Origin of the sequence: Burkholderia sp. Ac-20349, assembly GCF_017104865.1 — a bacterium.
In the GTDB taxonomy this organism is placed as follows: Bacteria; Pseudomonadota; Gammaproteobacteria; order Burkholderiales; family Burkholderiaceae; genus Burkholderia; species Burkholderia aenigmatica.
The window spans coordinates 1-17,570 of the sequence record NZ_JAAGPM010000154.1 but is presented as its reverse complement, the minus strand read 5'-3'; the positions used below and the strand labels follow the sequence as shown (position 1 = coordinate 17,570).

The window sequence follows — 17,570 nt, the reverse complement described above, 5'->3', positions numbered from 1 at the left end:
GCCTTGTAGCGGGCGGCGACATCCTTGAACGACGGGCCGACGAGCTTGCGGTCGACCGCGTGGCAGCCCATGCACGCGTTGCCGCGCGCCACCTTCAGGCCGTCGCCGACATCCGCGTGCGCGACCGGTGCCGGCGTCGCGCTGCTGCCGAGGTTTCTCGTCGACGATCCGGCTGCGCACGCTGGTGCGCCGCTCGTCGAGCTGACGGCCGCACCGCGTTGCGACATCGAGCGCGAGATCTGGCTCGTCGTCCATCCGGACGTGCGCCGGTCCCCGCGCGTGCAGCGGGTCGCCGACGCGATCGCCGATGCGGTTCACGCGGCGGACGGCCGGCTCTAGGCTGCCGCGGCCGCGCGCGGCTTTGCCATGCGCTCCGGCGGCCGGCATAGTGACGGTTTGCGTTCTGAATTCGCCGGACCCGCCGCCATGCCCACCACCCCCGCCTGCGTCGTTCGCGACGCGACCGACGCCGACCTCGATGCGATCCACGCGATCTATGCGCACCACGTGCACCACAGCGTCGCGTCGTTCGAAGAGACGCCACCCGACGTCGCCGAACTGCGCGCGCGCCGCGACGCGGTGCAGCGCCACGGGCTGCCGTATCTCGTCGCCGAATGCAACGGCCGCGTGGCCGGCTACGCGTACGCGACGCCGTACCGCACGCGCAGCGCGTACCGCTTCACGATCGAGGATTCGATCTACATCGACGAGTCGCAGCGCGGGCGCGGGATCGGCCGCGCGCTGCTCGCGGCACTGATCGAACGCTGCGAGGCCGGCCCGTGGCGGCAGATGATCGCGGTGATCGCCGATGGCGGCACCGGCGGCTCGACGTCGCTGCATCGCGCGTTCGGCTTCGAGCCGGCCGGCATGCTGAAGGCGGCCGGTTTCAAGCACGGCCGCTGGATCGATACGGCGCTGCTGCAGCGCCCGCTCGGCGACGGCGCGCGCACGCTCCCTGTCTCGCCCTAGCCCGCCGCGTCGCGCTAGAATGGCCGCATGTCAAAACAGACTCATTCCACACCCGACGAGGCGGCGCCGGACTCCCGCAACGAGTACACGGTCGACGAACTTGCACGCGTGTCCGACACGACCGTGCGCAATGTCCGCGCCTACCAGGATCGCGGGCTGCTCGCCCCGCCGGAAAAGCGCGGCCGCGTCGGCATCTACGACGACACGCACGTCGCGCGCCTGAAGCTGATCAATCACCTGCTCGCACGCGGCTATACGCTGTCGAACATCCAGGACCTGATCAAGGCGATCGACGAAGGCCACGACCTGCGCTCGATCCTCGGCCTCGAAAACGCGATCGGCGGCCGCTGGTCGCACGAATTGCCGAAGACCTATTCGCTCGCCGCGCTCGCGCAGATGTTCGGCCCGCAGGCGACCACGCAGCTGTCACGCGTGACCGAACTCGGCCTGCTCGAACGGCGCGGCCTGTCGTTCGTCGCGAAGAACCCCGCACTGCTCGAAGCAGCGGCCGCGATGACGAAGGAAGGCATCCCGCCCCGCGAGCTGCTCGACGTGATCAGCCTCGCGCGGCCGCATTTCGACGCGATCGCGCGACTGCTCGTCGATCTCGTCGTGAAGCGGCTCGACCGCTACGACGCCGACACGCTGCCGCCCGCCACCGACGTGCCCGAACTGGTCGACGCAATCTGGCGCCTGCGCCCGCTCGCGGCCGTGTTCGTCGAAGGCGAGACGAACCGCGCACTCGAAACCGCGGCGAGCGCCTATCTCGGCGGCCGTGTCGCGACGATCCTCGACAAGAAGCTCAGCGACGAGGCCGCGCGGCAGGCCGGCACGCCGGCATCGAAAAACGACAGCGACGAAGCATAGGCACGCCGCCGTCATATTGATATCGGCAATGCTTCGTTTGCGGGCGTGATCGCCCATGCGACGATTCTTCCAATCGAGCGGCACCGCCGCTCGCCCGAAGACGTTTTGCATGGAGTCCGTTCGATGATTCGTTTCACCCGCTGGATCGCCCGCGCCGCCGCCGTCACCACGCTCGTCGCACTGTCCGCCGCGCCGGCTTTCGCGCAAGGCGGCGCCGACAAGGTCGTGCGCATCGGCTACCAGAAGGCCGGCCTGCTGTCGGTCATCAAGGCGCAAGGTTCGCTCGAAGCGCGGCTCAAGCCGCTCGGCTATGGCGTCCAGTGGTTTGAATTCCCGGCCGGCCCGCAACTGCTCGAAGCGCTGAACGCGAACAGCATCGACTTCGGCTATACGGGTGCGCCGCCACCCGTGTTCGCGCAGGCGGCCGGCGTGCACTTCGTCTATGTCGGCGCGGAACCGCCGGCACCGCACAACGAAGCCGTGGTCGTGAAGGCCGATTCGCCGATCCGTTCGGTCGCCGGCCTGCGCGGCAAGAAGATCGCGTTGCAGAAGGGCTCGAGCGCGAACTACCTGCTGCTCGAAGCGCTGAAGAAGGCCGGCGTGCGCTACGACGAAATCCGCCCCGTGTACCTTGCGCCGGCCGACGCGCGCGCCGCATTCGAGAGCGGCAACGTCGATGCGTGGGTCGTCTGGGATCCGTACTATGCAGCCGCGCAAAACGCGCTGAAGGTGCGCACGCTGTCCGACTACACGGGACTCTCGGCGACCAACAACTTCTACGAAGCGACGCGCGATTTCGCGCAGCAGCATCCCGACGTGGTCGGCACGATCCTGAAGCAGGCGCGCGAGACGGGCCAATGGGTCAACACGCATCCGGCCGACACGGCCGCGCTGATCGCACCGAAGGTCGGCCTGCCGCAACCGCTCGTCGAGACGTGGATCAAGCGGGTCCCGTTTGGCGCGGTGCCGCTCGACGAAAAGATCGTCGCGGCCCAGCAAGGTGTCGCCGATGCGTTTTATGCGGCGAAGCTGATTCCGCAGAAACTGAGCGTGGCCGACAACGCATGGGTCGACAAGAGCGTGCAGAGTGCGCTCGCGGCGAAGTAACGCGCAACCCGCGGCGCGAACTGATTCGAACGAGGCCGACCGGCACCCTGCCCGTCGGCCTCGTTCGTTGCTTGTCACGGATGACCGGGAAAGGCGACGCGAAGTACCGGCATTCGACCAGGCAGCCATCCACGATGGCCGGAATTCGCTCGATACAGTTGACAACTACCGTTGCCATGGTTGATGCTTGAAAACATGAGCCGCCAAGCATTCGCCATTGCGCTGATTATTCGCACCATTCTTCGAATGGTGGGTTAGCGCGCATCCGGCTCAATGACGACAACCCGCCCCTGAGGCGGGTTGTTTCATTTCCGCCCAGGGCATTTCAAACCCGCCCCCGAAAGGAAATGACCGTGTCTTTGTACCGAAGCTCGCCTGACGCTTGCACCACGCTTGCCACGCCAGCCCAACCTCCCGTCGACTACGTCAAGAAAATTCTCACCGCCCGTGTCTACGACGTCGCGCGCGAGACGGAACTCCAGCCCGCCCGCAACCTGTCGGCCCGGCTGCGCAACGCCATCTACCTGAAGCGCGAGGACAACCAGCCGGTGTTCTCGTTCAAGCTGCGCGGCGCGTACAACAAGATGGCGCACATTCCGGCGGACGCGCTCGCGCGCGGCGTCATCACGGCGTCGGCCGGCAACCATGCGCAGGGTGTCGCATTCTCGGCAGCGCGGATGGGCGTCAAGGCCGTGATCGTCGTGCCGGTCACGACGCCACAGGTGAAAGTCGATGCGGTGCGTGCGCACGGCGGCCCGACGGTCGAGGTCATCCAGGCTGGCGAGTCGTACAGCGACGCGTACCAGCACGCGGTCAAGGTGCAGGCGGAGCGCAATCTCACGTTCGTCCACCCGTTCGACGATCCGTACGTGATCGCCGGCCAGGGCACGGTCGCGATGGAAATCCTGCGCCAGCACCAGGGGCCGATCCACGCGATCTTCGTGCCGATCGGCGGCGGCAGCCTCGCGTCCGGCATTGCTGCCTACGTGAAGGCCGTGCGCCCGGAGATCAAGGTGATCGGCGTGCAGACCGAGGATTCGTGCGCGATGGCGCAATCGCTCGCGGCCGGCCGGCGCGTCGAGCTGACCGAGGTCGGTCTGTTCTCGGACGGCACCGCGGTGAAGCTGGTCGGCGAAGAAACCTTCAGGCTGTGCGCCGAATACCTCGACGGCGTCGTGACGGTCGACACCGATGCCCTATGCGCGGCCATCAAGGATGTGTTCCAGGATACCCGCAGCGTGCTCGAACCGGCCGGCGCGCTCGCGGTCGCGGGTGCGAAGCGCTACGCGGAGCGCGAAGGCATCGAGAACCAGACGCTCATTGCGGTCACGTCCGGTGCGAACGTGAACTTCGACCGGATGCGCTTCGTGGCCGAGCGCGCGGAAGTGGGTGAAGCGCGCGAAGCCGTGTTCGCGGTCACGATCCCCGAGGAACGCGGCAGCTTCCGGCGCTTCTGCGCGCTCGTCAGTGACCGCAACCTGACCGAGTTCAACTACCGGATCGCCGACGCGCAATCCGCGCACTTCTTCGTTGGCATGCAGATCAAGCGTCGCGGCGAATCGGCCGAGATCGCCGCGAACTTCGAATCGCACGGCTTCAGGACCATCGACCTGACGCACGACGAACTGTCGAAAGAACATATCCGCTACATGGTGGGTGGCCGTTCGCCGCTCGCGCTCGACGAGCGCCTGTTCCGCTTCGAATTCCCCGAACGGCCGGGCGCACTGATGAAGTTCCTGTCGGCGATGGCACCGGACTGGAACATCAGCCTGTTCCACTACCGCAACCAGGGCGCGGACTACAGCTCGATCCTCGTCGGGTTGCAGGTGCCGCAGGCCGATCGCGCCGCATTCGACCACTTCCTGTCGACGCTCGGCTATCCGTACATCGAGGAAGGCAGCAATCTCGCCTATCGCTTGTTCCTGTAGTACGGATCGCGCTTGCCGACGACGCGGGTATTTCGGACAGTCGATCGTCCTTGCCGCTTCGGGTGCGGTTGTCATCCCGCTCGCACGATCGGTGGCGCATCGGGACATGCGCCGCCGATCGCTTCGTCCGTCTGCTTCGGCACATGACGGGCGCACGACGCGCCGGCCTTGTTTGTTCCTGTCGAATTTTCGGGAAACGCGGGACGATCGGTCGGCGTTCGACCAGAGCACGGGTCTCACTTCTATGTTTATCGTGGGCGACCGCGATGCGATTCCCCGTCGCAACGTGGTCCCTGATTCGAATGGCTGATTTGGACAAGGCGATGTGGCCGCTTCGGATCGTTCAGCGCCATCGACCCCATCAGGCCCCGCCCAACCTGCGCGTCATGCCGGATAGCGTGCGCAGCCAGTCAGGGCCACATCGCTTCATCCGCCAATCCAAGCGCCTGAAGAAATAGTTACAAAGTAGCGATTGACGCCGGCACCGCCCAGCGGTTAGTGTATCGTCCGAAGTTCAAGAAGTCCGATTGCTGTTCATCAATTGATCGCTCCTCAGCGGTATTCGTTGTCCTCTCCCTCCTTGACGCTTCACGCGCTCTTTTCCAGAGCAAATCTTTCTATTTTTTCTCAAGGAATCTTCATGGATACCGGTATCGTCAAGTGGTTCAACGACAGCAAAGGCTTTGGCTTCATCACGCCCGACAACGGCGGCGACGATCTGTTCGCTCACTTCTCCGAAATTCGCGCCGACGGCTTCAAGACGCTGGCTGAAAATCAGAAGGTGAGCTTCGAAACGAAGCAAGGCCCGAAGGGTCTGCAAGCGGCCAACATCAAGCCGATGTAAAGTTTGAAGGACCCGGCCTCCCGTAACGGACGCCGGGTTGCAGCGACATCCTCGCGGAGATTGATCTCCCAAAGTTGGCGCGATTGCTCTTAGCTGCATCGGTTCATTCAGCAGCTCGCCGAGCGCCACACGCCTCGTTGCACTTCATTCCCCCTCAGGCTGCCAAGCCCTTTTTCGCTTTACGACTGCTTCAGATTCAGCTCGCAATGGCTTTGAATCGGCGCACCTGTGCACATTCCGCACGGCACGCGCGCACTCGAACATTATTAAAATTAAAATGCAGAACAATCGAATTCAACAATACAACGGCTATGCCGTTCACCCCTCGGCGCATCGTTTGCCCGACGGAAGTTTTTCATCCAACCTGCTGCTTGAACGCGCCGGTAGCCCACGCACCGAAGGCCGCTACCAGTTCTATTCGCTCGATTACTTCACGAGTGAGGAGCAGGCGTTGCAGCATTCGGCCCGCTGGGCACGCAACTGGGTCGACACGCGCGGTTGAAGGCAAGGCCCGGCCATCGATCCAGCGACGCGCGCAACGCGCCGGCGGCCTGCGCGCGCCCACTTGCTTCACTTGCACGCCACCTTCTCCGCCGGCCACGTTGACCACGAAATCGAGGGTCTCGAAACGCTCTGCCAGCGTATCCCGAACGCGTTCCACCTGATCAGGCACACCCAGGTCGGTAGCGAGGACACGGTGGGACGCGCATCGGGAAACACGCCGCCGATCACTTCGGCGGCGTGTTCCAGCACGTTCGCGCGCTGTCCGACGATGACGACCTGCGCATTGCGCTGAGCGCCATGCATCGCCGTGGCCGGGCCGATTCCCGTCCCGCCGCCACTCACCGACACCAGCCGATTCATCGCGCCGCTTCAAAGATCGCCGTTCGAAGACAACCACTCGGGTTCATACGCACCCAGTGCGCGCGCCGGATAAAACCATCGGAGCGGCGCATCGTCGATCTGCACGGGCGGGAGGAGCCGGGATGCCGGCCCCCACGACGTCGGCTCGACGTGCTCCGCACGATCCCGTTGACCGTCGGCGACCAGTTCGACCACCTCGCTCATGGGCTCCGACCGCAGTTGCAAATCGGCCGCCGTGCGCGCCAGCGACGCGCGAACCTCGATACCGACACCCTGTTTCATTCGTGTCGTCAGCCCACGGATGGCGGCCGTCGCCATCAGGTAACCCGTCGCATGGTCGATGGCCTGAACGGGCAGGTTCACCGGTTCATCGCTGCCCATGACGCGCATGCCCGCCTCGGCGATTCCCGTGCTCGTTTGAATGAGGCTGTCGAAGCCGCGCCGGCAACGCCATTCACCGCTCCAGCCATAAGCGTCGAGCGACACGTCAATGAGCGCAGGATTCAGTTCGCGCCGATGCGCCGCATCGAGACCGAGGCGCGCGAGCGCGTCGGCCCGGTAACCGTGTACGACGATATCCGCGCTGCCGAGCAACTGTTTGAGCGTATCGAGGTCCGCCGCATCTTTCAGGTTCAGCCGCGCACATCGCTTGCCGAGGACGACTTCGGGCACCGTGCCCGGTTCTTCCCAGCCGTACGGATCGATGCGCAATACGTCTGCGCCCAGGCCCGCAAGAAATCGCGTCGCCACGGGGCCGGCGAGGATGCGCGTCAGGTCGAGCACGCGGATGCCGCGCAACGGCCGGTCTTTCGAAGGCCGCCAGTCGCGCGCGACGGCATCGGTCGCGGCATGAACATGCAGCAACGGTTCGGTTGCGACCGCCTTGCCCTGCGGGTGCTCGGCCCACTCCTGCGCCGCGTACATCGCCGCAGCGCAACCGCCTCGCTCGACGATCGCGTCTTCGAGCGCGCCGGCATCCCAGCGACTCACCGCTTGCGCGACCGCCTGTGCATCGGCGGCACAGCCCAGCACCGACAACGCGGCCAGCCGATGATGCGGTGCGTTGGTGTGCAACCGGATCCAGCGATCGCGCGCCCGATAGTTGCCGGCCACCGGATCCCATTGCGGCGGCATCGTCCAGCCCTGCGGACGCAGCGACGTGCCGAACCACAGCGACGCCATGCGCCGGTCGACCCGCACCGACGGCAACGTTCCGGTCGACGCATGCAGCAATTCGGCAACGGACGTCCCTGCCGCGCCGATTGCCGCCGTGGCCAGGTCGGTTACGCGAAACGCGGAAACCAGCTCGCCCGACCCGCTGAAGCTGCACGACTCGAGGAACGCCTGAGACCCGCCCGCCGCCAGCCAGAACGCCCGCAGATGACGCGACACCCGATCCTCATCGGCCACGGCCCGTTCCCTCGACATTTGATCGATACGCATGTTCGCCTCGCATGAATTAGGTGAAGCAAAGATCGTCTCGCTCGCATTTGCTGTCAACGTTGATTATCCTGATCAACCTGTCGAACGATTCCCCCTGCGCACGATGTCGAACTACCTGAATTCGATCGAAGCCGCGGCAAGGCTCGGTATCTCGCGGCAAACCCTCTATGCGTACGTCAGCCGCGGCCTGCTTCGCGCGGAACCGGGCGGCAGTCATCGCGAAAGCCGCTATCTCGCGGCCGAGGTCGACCGGCTCGCGGATCAGCGCGCACGAGGCCGCAAGCCGAAGGAAGTCGCGAAGGCCGCGCTGAACTGGGGTTCGCCCGTGCTCGAGTCGAGCATCACGTTGATCGACGGTGGCCGGCTCTTCTATCGCGGTGTGGATGCACTCGATCTCGCGTCCCGCGCGAGTCTCGAAGAAGTCGCGGCGCTGCTATGGCGATGCGACGAGCAGGCCGCTTTCGGCCGCCACATTCCCGCTACGCCCGCGGTGCTGCGAACGCTCTTCAGGCACTACGGCGAGCAACGCGCCGAGCAGGCCCTGCTGCCGCTCTTCACCGTCGCAAGCGAGGACGCGCCAACGGCGATCTGGCAACAATCGTCCGATCGTCAGGCGCAGGGCTGCGGCGATCTCGTGCGGATTCTTGCCGCATGCCTGTTGCGAACCCGGATCGACACAGCGCCCATCCACGTGCAATGCGCACGGGTGTGGGGCGTCGGACCTGCTGGCGCCGAGTTGATCCGCATGGCGCTCGTGCTGTGCGCGGATCACGAACTGAACGCGTCGAGCTTCACGGGACGATGCATCGCGTCGACGAACGCGAGCTTGCGGGCCGTCGTGGTCGGTGGTCTGGCCGGCCTGTCGGGCGAGCGGCATGGCGCGACCACCGCGCGTGGCGAAGCACTGTGGGACGAACTGGGTAATAAGGACATCGAGCAAAAAATGAGCGAACGTCTCGCCCGGGGAGACGGCTTGCCGGGCTTCGGACATTCGCTCTATCCCGACGGCGACGTGCGTGCGACGTATCTGTTGTCGCGGATCCTGCCGCGCCATCCGCAATGGAGAAGGATGATCGACGCAGGGAGCGCGCTCGTCGGCCACAAGCCCTCTTTGGATCTCGCGCTGGTGGCGCTGCGCAGACATTTGCGGCTTCCCGTCGGTGCCGCATTCGGCCTGTTCGCGCTGGGCCGCTCGATCGGCTGGATCGCGCACGGGCTGGAGCAGCGCGAGCAATCCGATCTCATCCGGCCGCGTGCGGTTTATACGGGAACGTGGCCAGGTGGATCCGGTGCCGGGCCGGATCATGCGCGATCGCGCGGACGGTCGGGAAAGCAGCAAACAACGCGACCTGCGGCTCCGAAAGACGACATGCTTGCCACTTTTTTCAGGAGTCGATAGCTTTTCTTGATGCGATGACGTCAGCGATGCATCATCGGTGACATGCCAACGCGTCGTTGGCGTATGCAAGCGGCCATCCAATGACGTTCCGCCGATGTCGCCAACGGGTCGGCGAGCACGCGCCACGGAAATCCGCGAAGATCTTTTGCCTGAGCCACGTGATGCAAACCGCACACGGCACACCGATCCGGCGATGCGCGCACCGCGCTGGCGGCACGCGCATGGTGACTTACTTCAGCGCCCCCGCCACCTTCTTCTGCCGCCACAGACACAGCAAGTCACACGCGACGTGCGCGGCCGCAATCGCCGTGATGTCCGCGTGGTCGTACGCGGGCGCCACCTCGACCACATCCGCACCCACCAGGTTCACCGCGCCGAGCGCGCGCACGATCGCGAGCGCCTGTGCCGAAGACAGCCCGCCCGCGACCGGCGTGCCCGTGCCGGGCGCGAACGCCGGATCGAGACAATCGATATCGAACGTCAGGTACGCGGGCCGCGCGCCGACGATGTCGACGATCCGCTCGACCGCCGCGCGCGAACCGTGGTCATGCACCCACGCCGCATCGAGCCGCTCGATCCCGAGAAAGTCGTCGTTCCAGGTGCGGATGCCGACCTGCACCGACGTCGCCGGATCGATCAGCCCGTCCTTCACGGCCTTGTAGAACATCGTCCCGTGATTAAGGCTGTCCGGATCGTCGTCGGCCCACGTATCGCAGTGCGCGTCGAAATGGATCAGCGACAGCGGCTTGCCGTAGCGCTCCGCATGCGCGACCAGCAGCGGATACGTGATGTAGTGGTCGCCGCCGAGCGTCAGCATCTTCGCGCCGGAACCGAGGATCGTGCGCGCATGCTCGACGATCGCGGGCTTGATCGACAGCGGGTTGTGCGCGTCGAACCAGCAGTCGCCGTAGTCGATGGCCGCGAGATCGTCGAACGGGTTGAAACCCCACGGATACGGGAGAAGCTCCGCGAGCTGCACGCTCGCCGCGCGGATCGCAGCCGGGCCGAGCCGCGCGCCGGAGCGGTAAGTCGTCGCGAGGTCGAGCGGTACGCCGGAGATCGCGACGTCGACGCCGTCGAGCTCGCGCGAATAGTTGCGGCGCATGAACGACAGCACGCCAGCATAGGTGTTTTCGATCGACGAGCCATACGGCGTCGTGCGACGGATCGCGCCGTCGCCGTGGAGAAGTTCGGTCATGGTCGGACCTGTTTTCGTGGGGAGGCCCGCCCGCCCCGCGTCGCATGGGCGCGCGGGCCGGGCACGGCATGGATTCATCGGGCACGCACCGGCTTGCGCATCCTGTCGCGCGGCCGGACGGAACAACGACAGCAACAACCACATCGACAACGGCAATACCGCGGCGATCATAGCAAGCCGAATTGAAGTCGTTGCCCCGGTTCAACCGGGGCAACGCGCGGAGAAATCCGGCAGCCGCGGCGCTCTCGCTTCCTAGAAGGATTCGCCGGTTTTCCCACCCCCTTTCTTCCGGATAATGGCCGACAGCCGCGCCCTCGACCGCGCGCCGTCCACCGCAGACAACAACAAACCGGAGACACCCGCCTTGATCGCCACGCTTCCCGCCACCTACCGCCGGCTCTGGCCGCTCGCCGTCGTCGCCGCGCTGCTGTACGGACTGTCGCTCGCCGCCGCGCCCTATCCCGGCCAGGCCGCCGCGAAAGCGGCGATGGGCATCCTGCTGCTCGCGGCGGGCAGCACCTGCGCCGCACCGCGCGAACGCGCGTGGCTGTGCGCGGCGCTCGTGACGGCCGTGCTCGGCGACGTGCTGCTCGCGCTGCCCGACTGGCCGCTGTCGTTCGTCCTTGGCCTCGGCGCGTTCCTGCTCACGCACCTGTTCTATTGCGCGATCTTCTTCCGCTGGCGCGCGCGGCCGCACGGCTGGCGCATCGTCGCGCTCGTCGGGCTGTGGATCGCCGCGCCGGCGTTCTACGTGGCGTTCTTCCCGCATCTCGGCGAACTGGTCGCGCCGGTCGCCGTCTACATGCTCGTACTGTGCACGATGACCAGCTTCGCGCTCGCGGCCCGCACGCGCGGCCCGCTGGTCGCGCTCGGCAGCCTGATCTTCGTCGGCTCCGATACGCTGATCGGCGTCGGCCGCTTCCTCGGCGGCTTTCCAGGCATCGACTACCTGATCTGGGGCCTCTACGCGCTCGCGCAGGTCACGATCGTGGCCGGGGTTTTCCATGAGACGGCCGCCCGAACGATCCGTCCCTGATACTGTTTCAAACAGACCGCCGCGCGCCGGCGGTCTCGTCCGCCCCCTCTCTCGCCCTACCGACGGCCCTTTCCCCGCATCCCGCGATGCGGAAAGCGCGCTGTTCCAAACCCCGCTCAGCCTTTTCCCGTCTGGCTTCCGGCCCTTAGAGCGCCGCTTCTAGCCTCTTGCGGTTTCCGGGTTCACCCACTATCGTTACATCAAACAATGTAACATTCGAAAATGAGCCAAATCGGAGACACCCGGATGAATGCTCGCACGTTGCCTTTCGGTCCGCCCGGCCACGACGGCCTGGACGAAACCATCGACATCGCCATCATCGGCACCGGCTTCGCCGGCCTCGGGATGGCGATCCGCCTGCGTCAAACAGGCGTGACCGACTTCGTCGTCCTCGAGAAGGCCGCGTCGGTCGGCGGCACGTGGCGCGACAATCATTACCCCGGGTGTGCATGCGACGTGCAATCGCACGTCTATTCGTTCTCGTTCGCGCCGAACCCGCGCTGGACGCGCAAGTTCGCGCCGCAGCCGGAGATCCGCGCGTATCTGGAAGACTGCGTGCAGCGCTTCGGCGTCGGCCCGCACCTGCGCCTGAACCACGAGTTGCAGCGCGCCGAGTACGACGAGGCCGCGCAACGCTGGCGCCTCACGTTCGCGAACGGCAAGCGGCTGTCCGCGCGTGTGCTGGTGTCGGGGATGGGCGGCCTGTCGCGGGCCGCGCTGCCGTCGATTCCCGGCGTCGAGAACTTCAAGGGCCGCGCGTTCCACTCGCAGCACTGGGATCACGACTATGCGCTCGAAGGCAAGCGCGTCGCGGTGATCGGCACCGGCGCGAGCGCGATCCAGTTCGTGCCGCAGATCGCGCCGCGCGTGAAGGAACTCGCGCTGTTCCAGCGCACGCCACCGTGGATCATGCCGAAGCCCGACCGCAACCTGACCGGGCTCGAGAAGTGGCTGTTCCGCACGCTGCCGTTCACGCAGAAGGCCGTGCGCAGCAGCATCTACTGGATGCTCGAATCGCGCGTGCTCGGCTTCGCGATCCATCCGTCGCTGATGAAGAACGTGCAGAAGCTTGCGCTGCGCCACATCCGCAAGCAGATTCCCGATCCGGAGCTGCGCAAGACCGTCACGCCGAACTACACGCTCGGCTGCAAGCGCGTGCTGATCTCGAACGACTACTACCCGGCGCTGTCGCGCAAGAACGTCGACGTGATCACGACCGGCATCGACCACATCGAAGCCGACGCGGTCGTGACGACCGACGGCCGCCGCCATGAAGTCGACTGCCTGATCTACGGCACCGGCTTCCAGGTGGCCGATCCGTTTCCGCGCGGCGCGATCCTCGGCCGCGGCGGGCTCGACATCGTCGACGCGTGGCGCGACGGCGCGCACGCGTATCTCGGCTCGACGCTGCCCGGCTATCCGAACTTCTTCATGATCGTCGGCCCGAACACGGGCCTCGGCCACAACTCGATGGTGTTCATGATCGAGTCGCAGATCGAGTACATCCTCGGCGCGCTGCAGGCGATGCGCCGCGAACGCGCGGATGCGATCGAAGTGCGCCCGCTCGTCGAGGCGCAATTCAACAGCGACCTGCAGGGCAAGCTGAAAAAGGCGATCTGGTCGACGGGCGGCTGCAAGAGCTGGTACCTCGATCCGCGCACCGGCAAGAACACGACGCTGTGGCCGGGCTTCACGTGGCGCTTCCGCCAGGCGACCGCGCACTTCTCGATCGCCGACTACCACGCGTATCGCGCGCCGCAACACGACACGACCGCGCGGCCCGTCGCCGCGCCCGCCGCTTCCGCTTCGACTTCCACGTCCGCCGAAGCGGCCTGAGCCAGACAAGGAGCAACCGACATGAGAGATTTCGCCAACAAGGTCGCCGCGATCACGGGTGCCGGCTCGGGTATGGGCCGCTCGCTCGCGATCCAGCTCGCGCAGGCCGGCTGCCACGTATCGCTCGCCGACAAGAACGGCGTGGGCCTCGCCGAAACCGAGCGGATCGTCCGCGCGATCGCGCCGAACGTGCGCGTGTCGACGCGCGTGCTCGACGTCGGCGACCGCGAAGCAATGTTCGCATGGGCCGACGACACCGCGCAGGAACACGGCAAGGTCAACCTGATCTTCAACAACGCGGGCGTCGCGCTGTCGAGCACGATCGAAGGGATGGAATACAGCGATCTCGAGTGGATCGTGAACATCAACTTCTGGGGCGTCGTGCACGGCACGAAGGCGTTCCTGCCGCACCTGAAGGCAACGGGCGACGGCCACGTGATCAACACGTCGAGCCTGTTCGGGATCTTCGCGCAACCGGGCATGAGCGGCTATAACGCGACCAAGTTCGCGGTGCGCGGCTTCACCGAATCGCTGCGCCAGGAACTCGACATGATGAAGTGCGGCGTGTCGGCAACCTGCGTGCATCCGGGCGGCATCCGCACGAACATCGCGCAGGCCAGCCGCGTCTCGAAGAACATGGTCGGCTTCATGGTCGCGAGCGAGCAACAAGGCCGCGACACGTTCGAGAAGTTCTTCATCACGACCGCCGACGACGCCGCGCGCACGATCCTCGCCGGGGTACGCCGGAACAAGCGCCGGGTGCTGATCGGCCGCGATGCGAAGGCCGGGGACTGGATGGCGCGCGTCCTGCCGTGTACGTACCAGGCGCTCGTCGTGCTCGCGACGCGCCGCGAGGCCGCGAGGGCCCGCCGCGACGCCGCGCGCGGCACGCCGGCGGCCGCCCCGCTGCACGCCACCTACAACAACGCAAGCAATCAGGGAGGAGAACAATCATGACCACCCCGAACATGATGCCCGTGCGGCGCGACATCCGTTTCGCGCTGCCCCCCGAACGCGCGCGCGACTGGCACGTGCAGGGCGTGCCGGTCACGCACTTCATGAACGCGCTGTCGCTGCTGTTCCCGGCCGGCGAACGCTTCTTCATGGATTCGGTGCGCAACTACCGCGACCAGATCGAGGATCCGGAACTGAAGAAGCAGGTGCTCGGCTTCATCGGCCAGGAAGCGATGCACACGCGCGAGCACATCGAATACAACGACCTGCTGCAGTCGTCGGGCCTGCCTGCGCACAAGCTCGACAAGCGCCTGTGGACGATCCTCGGCTGGTTCAGGAAGGCGCTGCCGCATTCGATGCAGCTCGCGATCACGATCGCGCTCGAGCACTACACGGCGATCCTCGCGAACCAGCTGCTGTCGGGCCACGAGCACCGCATCGACGGCTCGGTCGAGGGCTATCAGCAGATGTGGATGTGGCACGCGATGGAGGAAACCGAGCACAAGGCGGTGTCGTACGACGTATGGACCACCGTGATGAAGCCGGGCCTCGGCAGCTACCTGCTGCGCACGGGCACGATGCTGACGACGACCGTGTTCTTCTGGGCGATCGTGTTCGATTTCCACCTGCGCCTGATGCGCGCGCACCGTCGCGAACACGGCAAGTTCGGCGGCATGTGGCGCCTCGTGAAGTATCTGTACAGCCCGAAGCACGGCGTGTTCCCGAGCATCGCGCGCGAATGGCTCGACTACTTCCGCCCCGGCTTCCACCCGTGGGACCACGACAACCACCAGTACCTGCAGGGGCTCGACACGCTGCTCGAGAACATCGACGCGACCAACGCGCGCTACGCCGCGCAAGCCGCCCCGCGCCGCGTGCCGCTGCACCCGGTTCCGCAGGCATGACGTCATGGCGCGCGCCCACGAGATGCTGACCGTCCAGTCCGGCGACGTGAAACTCGCCGTCTACGTAAGCGGGTCGCGTCGCGCCCCGCCGCTGATCCTCGTGCACGGCTACCCCGATTCGGCGGCCGTGTGGGCGCCGATCCGGGCGCGGCTCGCGAAGCGCTACCGCGTGATCGCGTACGACGTGCGCGGCGCCGGTGCCTCCGATGCGCCGCGCCGCCGCGCCGACTACACGCTCGAACGGCTCGCCGCCGACCTGAAGGCGGTGGCCGATGCGACCTGCGGCGGCCGGCCGTTCCATCTCGTCGGCCACGACTGGGGGTCGATCCAGTGCTGGGAGGCCGTGACCGACCCCGCGTTCCGCGGCCGGATCGCGTCGTACACGTCGATCTCGGGCCCGTGCCTCGATCACGTGTTCCGCGCAAAGATGCGGCTCAAGCAGAGCCTGAAGTCGTGGTACATCGCGTTCTTCCACTTGCCGCTGGTGCCGTCGCTGGTGTGGCGGCTCGGCGGCGCGGCATGGTGGCCACGCTGGCTGCAGCTCACCGAACGCGTGCGCGCCGAGCGTGATCCCGTGCAACTGAAGAACGCACTGAACGGCCTGCAGTTGTACCGCGCAAACTTCATCGCACGGGCCCGCAAGCCGCGCGAACGGTATGCACAGGCGCCCGTGCAGATCCTGGTGCCGGTGCGCGACCGCTATGTGACGCCCGAAATGTCGGTCGATCTCGACCGCTGGCTCGGCGACCACGTGCGCGAGGAAATCGACGGCACGCACTGGATCGTATTGCGCCACCCGGACATGATCGCGTCGCGGATCGACCGCTTCGCGTCCGCGCACGAGCGGCCGGCGCTCGCCCCGGCCGCGGCCCGGGTTCAGCGCATCGCCGGGGCCGGCAGGCGTCTGAACAGCGTCTCGTAATCGATGACGAGCCCGTCGTCGTCGACGTCCATCTCGGCGGTGAAGTCGCGGAAGATCCCTTCGTAGCGGTAGCGCCGGCCCGGCTCGAGGCACGCGTAGGCCTGCTTGACCGGCGTAACCTGCAGGTCCGGCGTCGAGATGTACGCGACGTCGATCGGCCGCCGCTCGCCGCGCGCGAGCCCGAGGCGGCCGATCGGCAGCGAATTCGTGAACGGCGTCGCCGCAATGTCGATGTCGATGCAGCCGCCCAGCTCCGGCAGCACGCGGCCCGAGCCGTCGTGCCAGTGGCCGGCGCCGTCGCCGCGCAATTCGAGCGTGCCGCCGCCCATCACCTTGAGCACCGCATAGGTCACACGCCAGTGCGCGTCGCACTCGACGCGATACGCAAGCCCGTACGCACGGCCATACCGCTGGCCGACCACCGCGCTTTCGACGACGATCCCGCCGCCGCTCCGGTCGAACGTCAGATGTTCGACCCCGTCGCCTTCGAGCGACGCCCACCGCACTTCACGCATTCTTCCGCCTCCCGGTATGCCCGATGCGAGGCATCGTCGCACAGATCGCTCGACGAAAATGCCGGCCACCGCCGGCATTCGAGTCCCAAACGGGCACCCTCGCCGGGGGGGGCCAACGGCGCGGCGTTCGGACGCGAATCGACCGCTGCCTTCACCATTTCGGGGCATCGGCCACAAATCCTGACTATCCAGAATTCCCTATTCCGGTGCATGGCATTGTGTCCTATGCTCGCGGCTCGTCCTGTTCCGCCGCCATCATGCCTACCGCCCGCCCCGTCCCGCCGTCGATCGACCTGCGTATCTTGCTGCGCGGCATCGGGCAGATCGTGCTGCAGGCGAACGCGTTCACCGGCGCGCTGCTGCTCGCCGCGCTGGCGCTGACCGACTTGCGGCTCGCGAGCGCGGCGCTGGTCGGCTCGGCCGCCGCCAGCATGACGGCCGTGCTGACAGGCGCCGAACGCCGCGACGTCGAACAGGGGCTGCACGGCTTCAACGGCGCGCTCGCCGCGCTGATCGCCGTGCTGTTCGCGCCCCATCAACTCGCCGCCGTCGCGCTGGTGCCGCTGGTCTCGATCGGCGCGGCGCTCGTGCAGCGCGCGATGCGCTTGCCGCTCGCGCGCTGGCGCCAGTGTCCGTATTCGAGCCCGTGCCTCATCGTCACCATCCGCCTTGCTCGCCTTTGCCCTGATCCTGTCCGTCGGCGTCGCGACGCCCGGCCCGACGGTGTTGCTCGCGATGAGCAACGGCTCGCGGTACGGATTGCGTCACGCGATGGTCGGCATG

General features: G+C 66.5%; 18 protein-coding genes and 1 pseudogene. 14 read left to right on the top strand and 5 right to left on the bottom strand.

What is annotated here, in order from left to right; genetic code table 11:
* Positions 1–227, bottom strand: a pseudogene (locus tag G3N61_RS39805) (hypothetical protein); the annotation flags it as partial.
* Here G3N61_RS39805 and G3N61_RS32745 point away from each other — a divergent pair.
* The 7 genes from G3N61_RS32745 (at position 142) to G3N61_RS32715 (ending at position 6,217) form a co-directional block, all read left to right on the top strand.
* Positions 142–339, top strand: a complete 198-nt coding sequence (locus tag G3N61_RS32745; RefSeq protein ID WP_241018013.1) for a hypothetical protein — start codon at positions 142–144, stop codon at positions 337–339. The pseudogene G3N61_RS39805 and the gene G3N61_RS32745 overlap by 86 nt on opposite strands.
* Before the next feature lie 87 nt (positions 340–426).
* Positions 427–969 carry a GNAT family N-acetyltransferase gene (locus G3N61_RS32740; protein WP_205824472.1) on the top strand — a complete coding sequence of 181 codons (543 nt, stop codon included), beginning with the start codon at positions 427–429 and terminating at the stop codon, positions 967–969.
* A gap of 27 nt (positions 970–996) precedes the next feature.
* Positions 997–1,836, top strand: a complete 840-nt coding sequence (locus G3N61_RS32735) for a MerR family transcriptional regulator (protein ID WP_205824471.1) — start codon at positions 997–999, stop codon at positions 1,834–1,836.
* 123 nt (positions 1,837–1,959) lie between these two features.
* Entirely contained in the window at positions 1,960–2,943 is a 984-nt protein-coding gene (locus tag G3N61_RS32730; RefSeq protein WP_205824470.1) for a sulfonate ABC transporter substrate-binding protein, read from the top strand.
* Positions 2,944–3,302: 359 nt separating this feature from the next.
* The gene (gene ilvA, locus G3N61_RS32725) at positions 3,303–4,871 is read left to right on the top strand and encodes a threonine ammonia-lyase, biosynthetic (protein WP_205824474.1); all 1,569 of its coding nucleotides are present in this window, start codon (positions 3,303–3,305) and stop codon (positions 4,869–4,871) included.
* A 640-nt stretch (positions 4,872–5,511) separates the two neighbouring features.
* Entirely contained in the window at positions 5,512–5,715 is a 204-nt protein-coding gene (locus G3N61_RS32720; protein WP_129517494.1) for a cold-shock protein, read from the top strand.
* A gap of 277 nt (positions 5,716–5,992) precedes the next feature.
* A complete protein-coding gene (locus G3N61_RS32715; RefSeq protein ID WP_043177258.1) occupies positions 5,993–6,217 on the top strand; it encodes a hypothetical protein in 225 nt (74 codons plus the stop codon).
* Positions 6,218–6,285: 68 nt separating this feature from the next.
* Here the strand turns inward: G3N61_RS32715 and G3N61_RS32710 are convergent, their stop codons facing one another.
* Entirely contained in the window at positions 6,286–6,579 is a 294-nt protein-coding gene (locus G3N61_RS32710) for a hypothetical protein (protein ID WP_205824469.1), read from the bottom strand.
* Between the two features lie 9 nt (positions 6,580–6,588).
* Positions 6,589–8,022: a CoA transferase gene (locus G3N61_RS32705; RefSeq protein ID WP_205824468.1), complete on the bottom strand. Its 1,434-nt coding sequence runs from the start codon at positions 8,020–8,022 to the stop codon at positions 6,589–6,591.
* Positions 8,023–8,125: 103 nt separating this feature from the next.
* Here G3N61_RS32705 and G3N61_RS32700 point away from each other — a divergent pair, with 103 nt between their 5' ends.
* On the top strand, positions 8,126–9,421 hold the full coding sequence (locus G3N61_RS32700) for a citrate synthase family protein (protein ID WP_205824473.1): 1,296 nt from the start codon (positions 8,126–8,128) through the stop codon (positions 9,419–9,421).
* Between the two features lie 229 nt (positions 9,422–9,650).
* Here G3N61_RS32700 and speB read toward each other — a convergent pair whose 3' ends face one another.
* Positions 9,651–10,619 (bottom strand): agmatinase, encoded by a 969-nt coding sequence (speB, locus tag G3N61_RS32695; protein WP_205824467.1) that lies wholly within the window; start codon positions 10,617–10,619, stop codon positions 9,651–9,653.
* A gap of 364 nt (positions 10,620–10,983) precedes the next feature.
* Here speB and G3N61_RS32690 point away from each other — a divergent pair, with 364 nt between their 5' ends.
* The 5 genes from G3N61_RS32690 to G3N61_RS32670 all read left to right on the top strand — a co-directional run bounded on the left by G3N61_RS32690 (position 10,984) and on the right by G3N61_RS32670 (position 16,272).
* Entirely contained in the window at positions 10,984–11,655 is a 672-nt protein-coding gene (locus tag G3N61_RS32690) for a lysoplasmalogenase (RefSeq protein ID WP_205824466.1), read from the top strand.
* A gap of 246 nt (positions 11,656–11,901) precedes the next feature.
* Complete coding sequence (locus G3N61_RS32685; protein ID WP_205824465.1) at positions 11,902–13,491, top strand: NAD(P)/FAD-dependent oxidoreductase; 1,590 nt, start codon at positions 11,902–11,904, stop codon at positions 13,489–13,491.
* A 21-nt stretch (positions 13,492–13,512) separates the two neighbouring features.
* The gene (locus G3N61_RS32680; RefSeq protein ID WP_089452547.1) at positions 13,513–14,448 is read left to right on the top strand and encodes an SDR family NAD(P)-dependent oxidoreductase; all 936 of its coding nucleotides are present in this window, start codon (positions 13,513–13,515) and stop codon (positions 14,446–14,448) included.
* Positions 14,445–15,350, top strand: coding sequence for a metal-dependent hydrolase (locus G3N61_RS32675; protein ID WP_205824464.1), 906 nt, complete (start codon positions 14,445–14,447; stop codon positions 15,348–15,350). The genes G3N61_RS32680 and G3N61_RS32675 overlap by 4 nt, the downstream gene beginning before the upstream one ends.
* A gap of 4 nt (positions 15,351–15,354) precedes the next feature.
* The gene (locus G3N61_RS32670) at positions 15,355–16,272 is read left to right on the top strand and encodes an alpha/beta fold hydrolase (RefSeq protein ID WP_205824463.1); all 918 of its coding nucleotides are present in this window, start codon (positions 15,355–15,357) and stop codon (positions 16,270–16,272) included.
* Here the strand turns inward: G3N61_RS32670 and G3N61_RS32665 are convergent.
* Complete coding sequence (locus G3N61_RS32665; RefSeq protein WP_205824462.1) at positions 16,227–16,787, bottom strand: putative glycolipid-binding domain-containing protein; 561 nt, start codon at positions 16,785–16,787, stop codon at positions 16,227–16,229. The two genes, G3N61_RS32670 and G3N61_RS32665, sit on opposite strands and share 46 nt — an antisense overlap.
* A 257-nt stretch (positions 16,788–17,044) precedes the next feature.
* Here G3N61_RS32665 and G3N61_RS32660 point away from each other — a divergent pair.
* Positions 17,045–17,570: urea transporter (locus tag G3N61_RS32660; protein WP_241018012.1), on the top strand; the 526-nt coding region annotated here is incomplete at its 3' end.

What these genes read in the sequence shown, in the direction of transcription:
- G3N61_RS32740 (WP_205824472.1), top strand. Translation starts at nt 427, where the DNA reads ATGCCCACCACCCCCGCCTGCGTCGTTCGCGACGCGACCGACGCCGAC.
- G3N61_RS32735 (WP_205824471.1), top strand. Translation starts at nt 997, where the DNA reads ATGTCAAAACAGACTCATTCCACACCCGACGAGGCGGCGCCGGACTCC.
- G3N61_RS32730 (WP_205824470.1), top strand. Translation starts at nt 1,960, where the DNA reads ATGATTCGTTTCACCCGCTGGATCGCCCGCGCCGCCGCCGTCACCACG.
- G3N61_RS32720 (WP_129517494.1), top strand. Translation starts at nt 5,512, where the DNA reads ATGGATACCGGTATCGTCAAGTGGTTCAACGACAGCAAAGGCTTTGGC.
- G3N61_RS32715 (WP_043177258.1), top strand. Translation starts at nt 5,993, where the DNA reads ATGCAGAACAATCGAATTCAACAATACAACGGCTATGCCGTTCACCCC.
- G3N61_RS32710 (WP_205824469.1), bottom strand. Translation starts at nt 6,579, where the DNA reads ATGAATCGGCTGGTGTCGGTGAGTGGCGGCGGGACGGGAATCGGCCCG.
- G3N61_RS32705 (WP_205824468.1), bottom strand. Translation starts at nt 8,022, where the DNA reads ATGCGTATCGATCAAATGTCGAGGGAACGGGCCGTGGCCGATGAGGAT.
- G3N61_RS32700 (WP_205824473.1), top strand. Translation starts at nt 8,126, where the DNA reads ATGTCGAACTACCTGAATTCGATCGAAGCCGCGGCAAGGCTCGGTATC.
- speB (WP_205824467.1), bottom strand. Translation starts at nt 10,619, where the DNA reads ATGACCGAACTTCTCCACGGCGACGGCGCGATCCGTCGCACGACGCCG.
- G3N61_RS32685 (WP_205824465.1), top strand. Translation starts at nt 11,902, where the DNA reads ATGAATGCTCGCACGTTGCCTTTCGGTCCGCCCGGCCACGACGGCCTG.
- G3N61_RS32680 (WP_089452547.1), top strand. Translation starts at nt 13,513, where the DNA reads ATGAGAGATTTCGCCAACAAGGTCGCCGCGATCACGGGTGCCGGCTCG.
- G3N61_RS32675 (WP_205824464.1), top strand. Translation starts at nt 14,445, where the DNA reads ATGACCACCCCGAACATGATGCCCGTGCGGCGCGACATCCGTTTCGCG.
- G3N61_RS32670 (WP_205824463.1), top strand. Translation starts at nt 15,355, where the DNA reads ATGGCGCGCGCCCACGAGATGCTGACCGTCCAGTCCGGCGACGTGAAA.
- G3N61_RS32665 (WP_205824462.1), bottom strand. Translation starts at nt 16,787, where the DNA reads ATGCGTGAAGTGCGGTGGGCGTCGCTCGAAGGCGACGGGGTCGAACAT.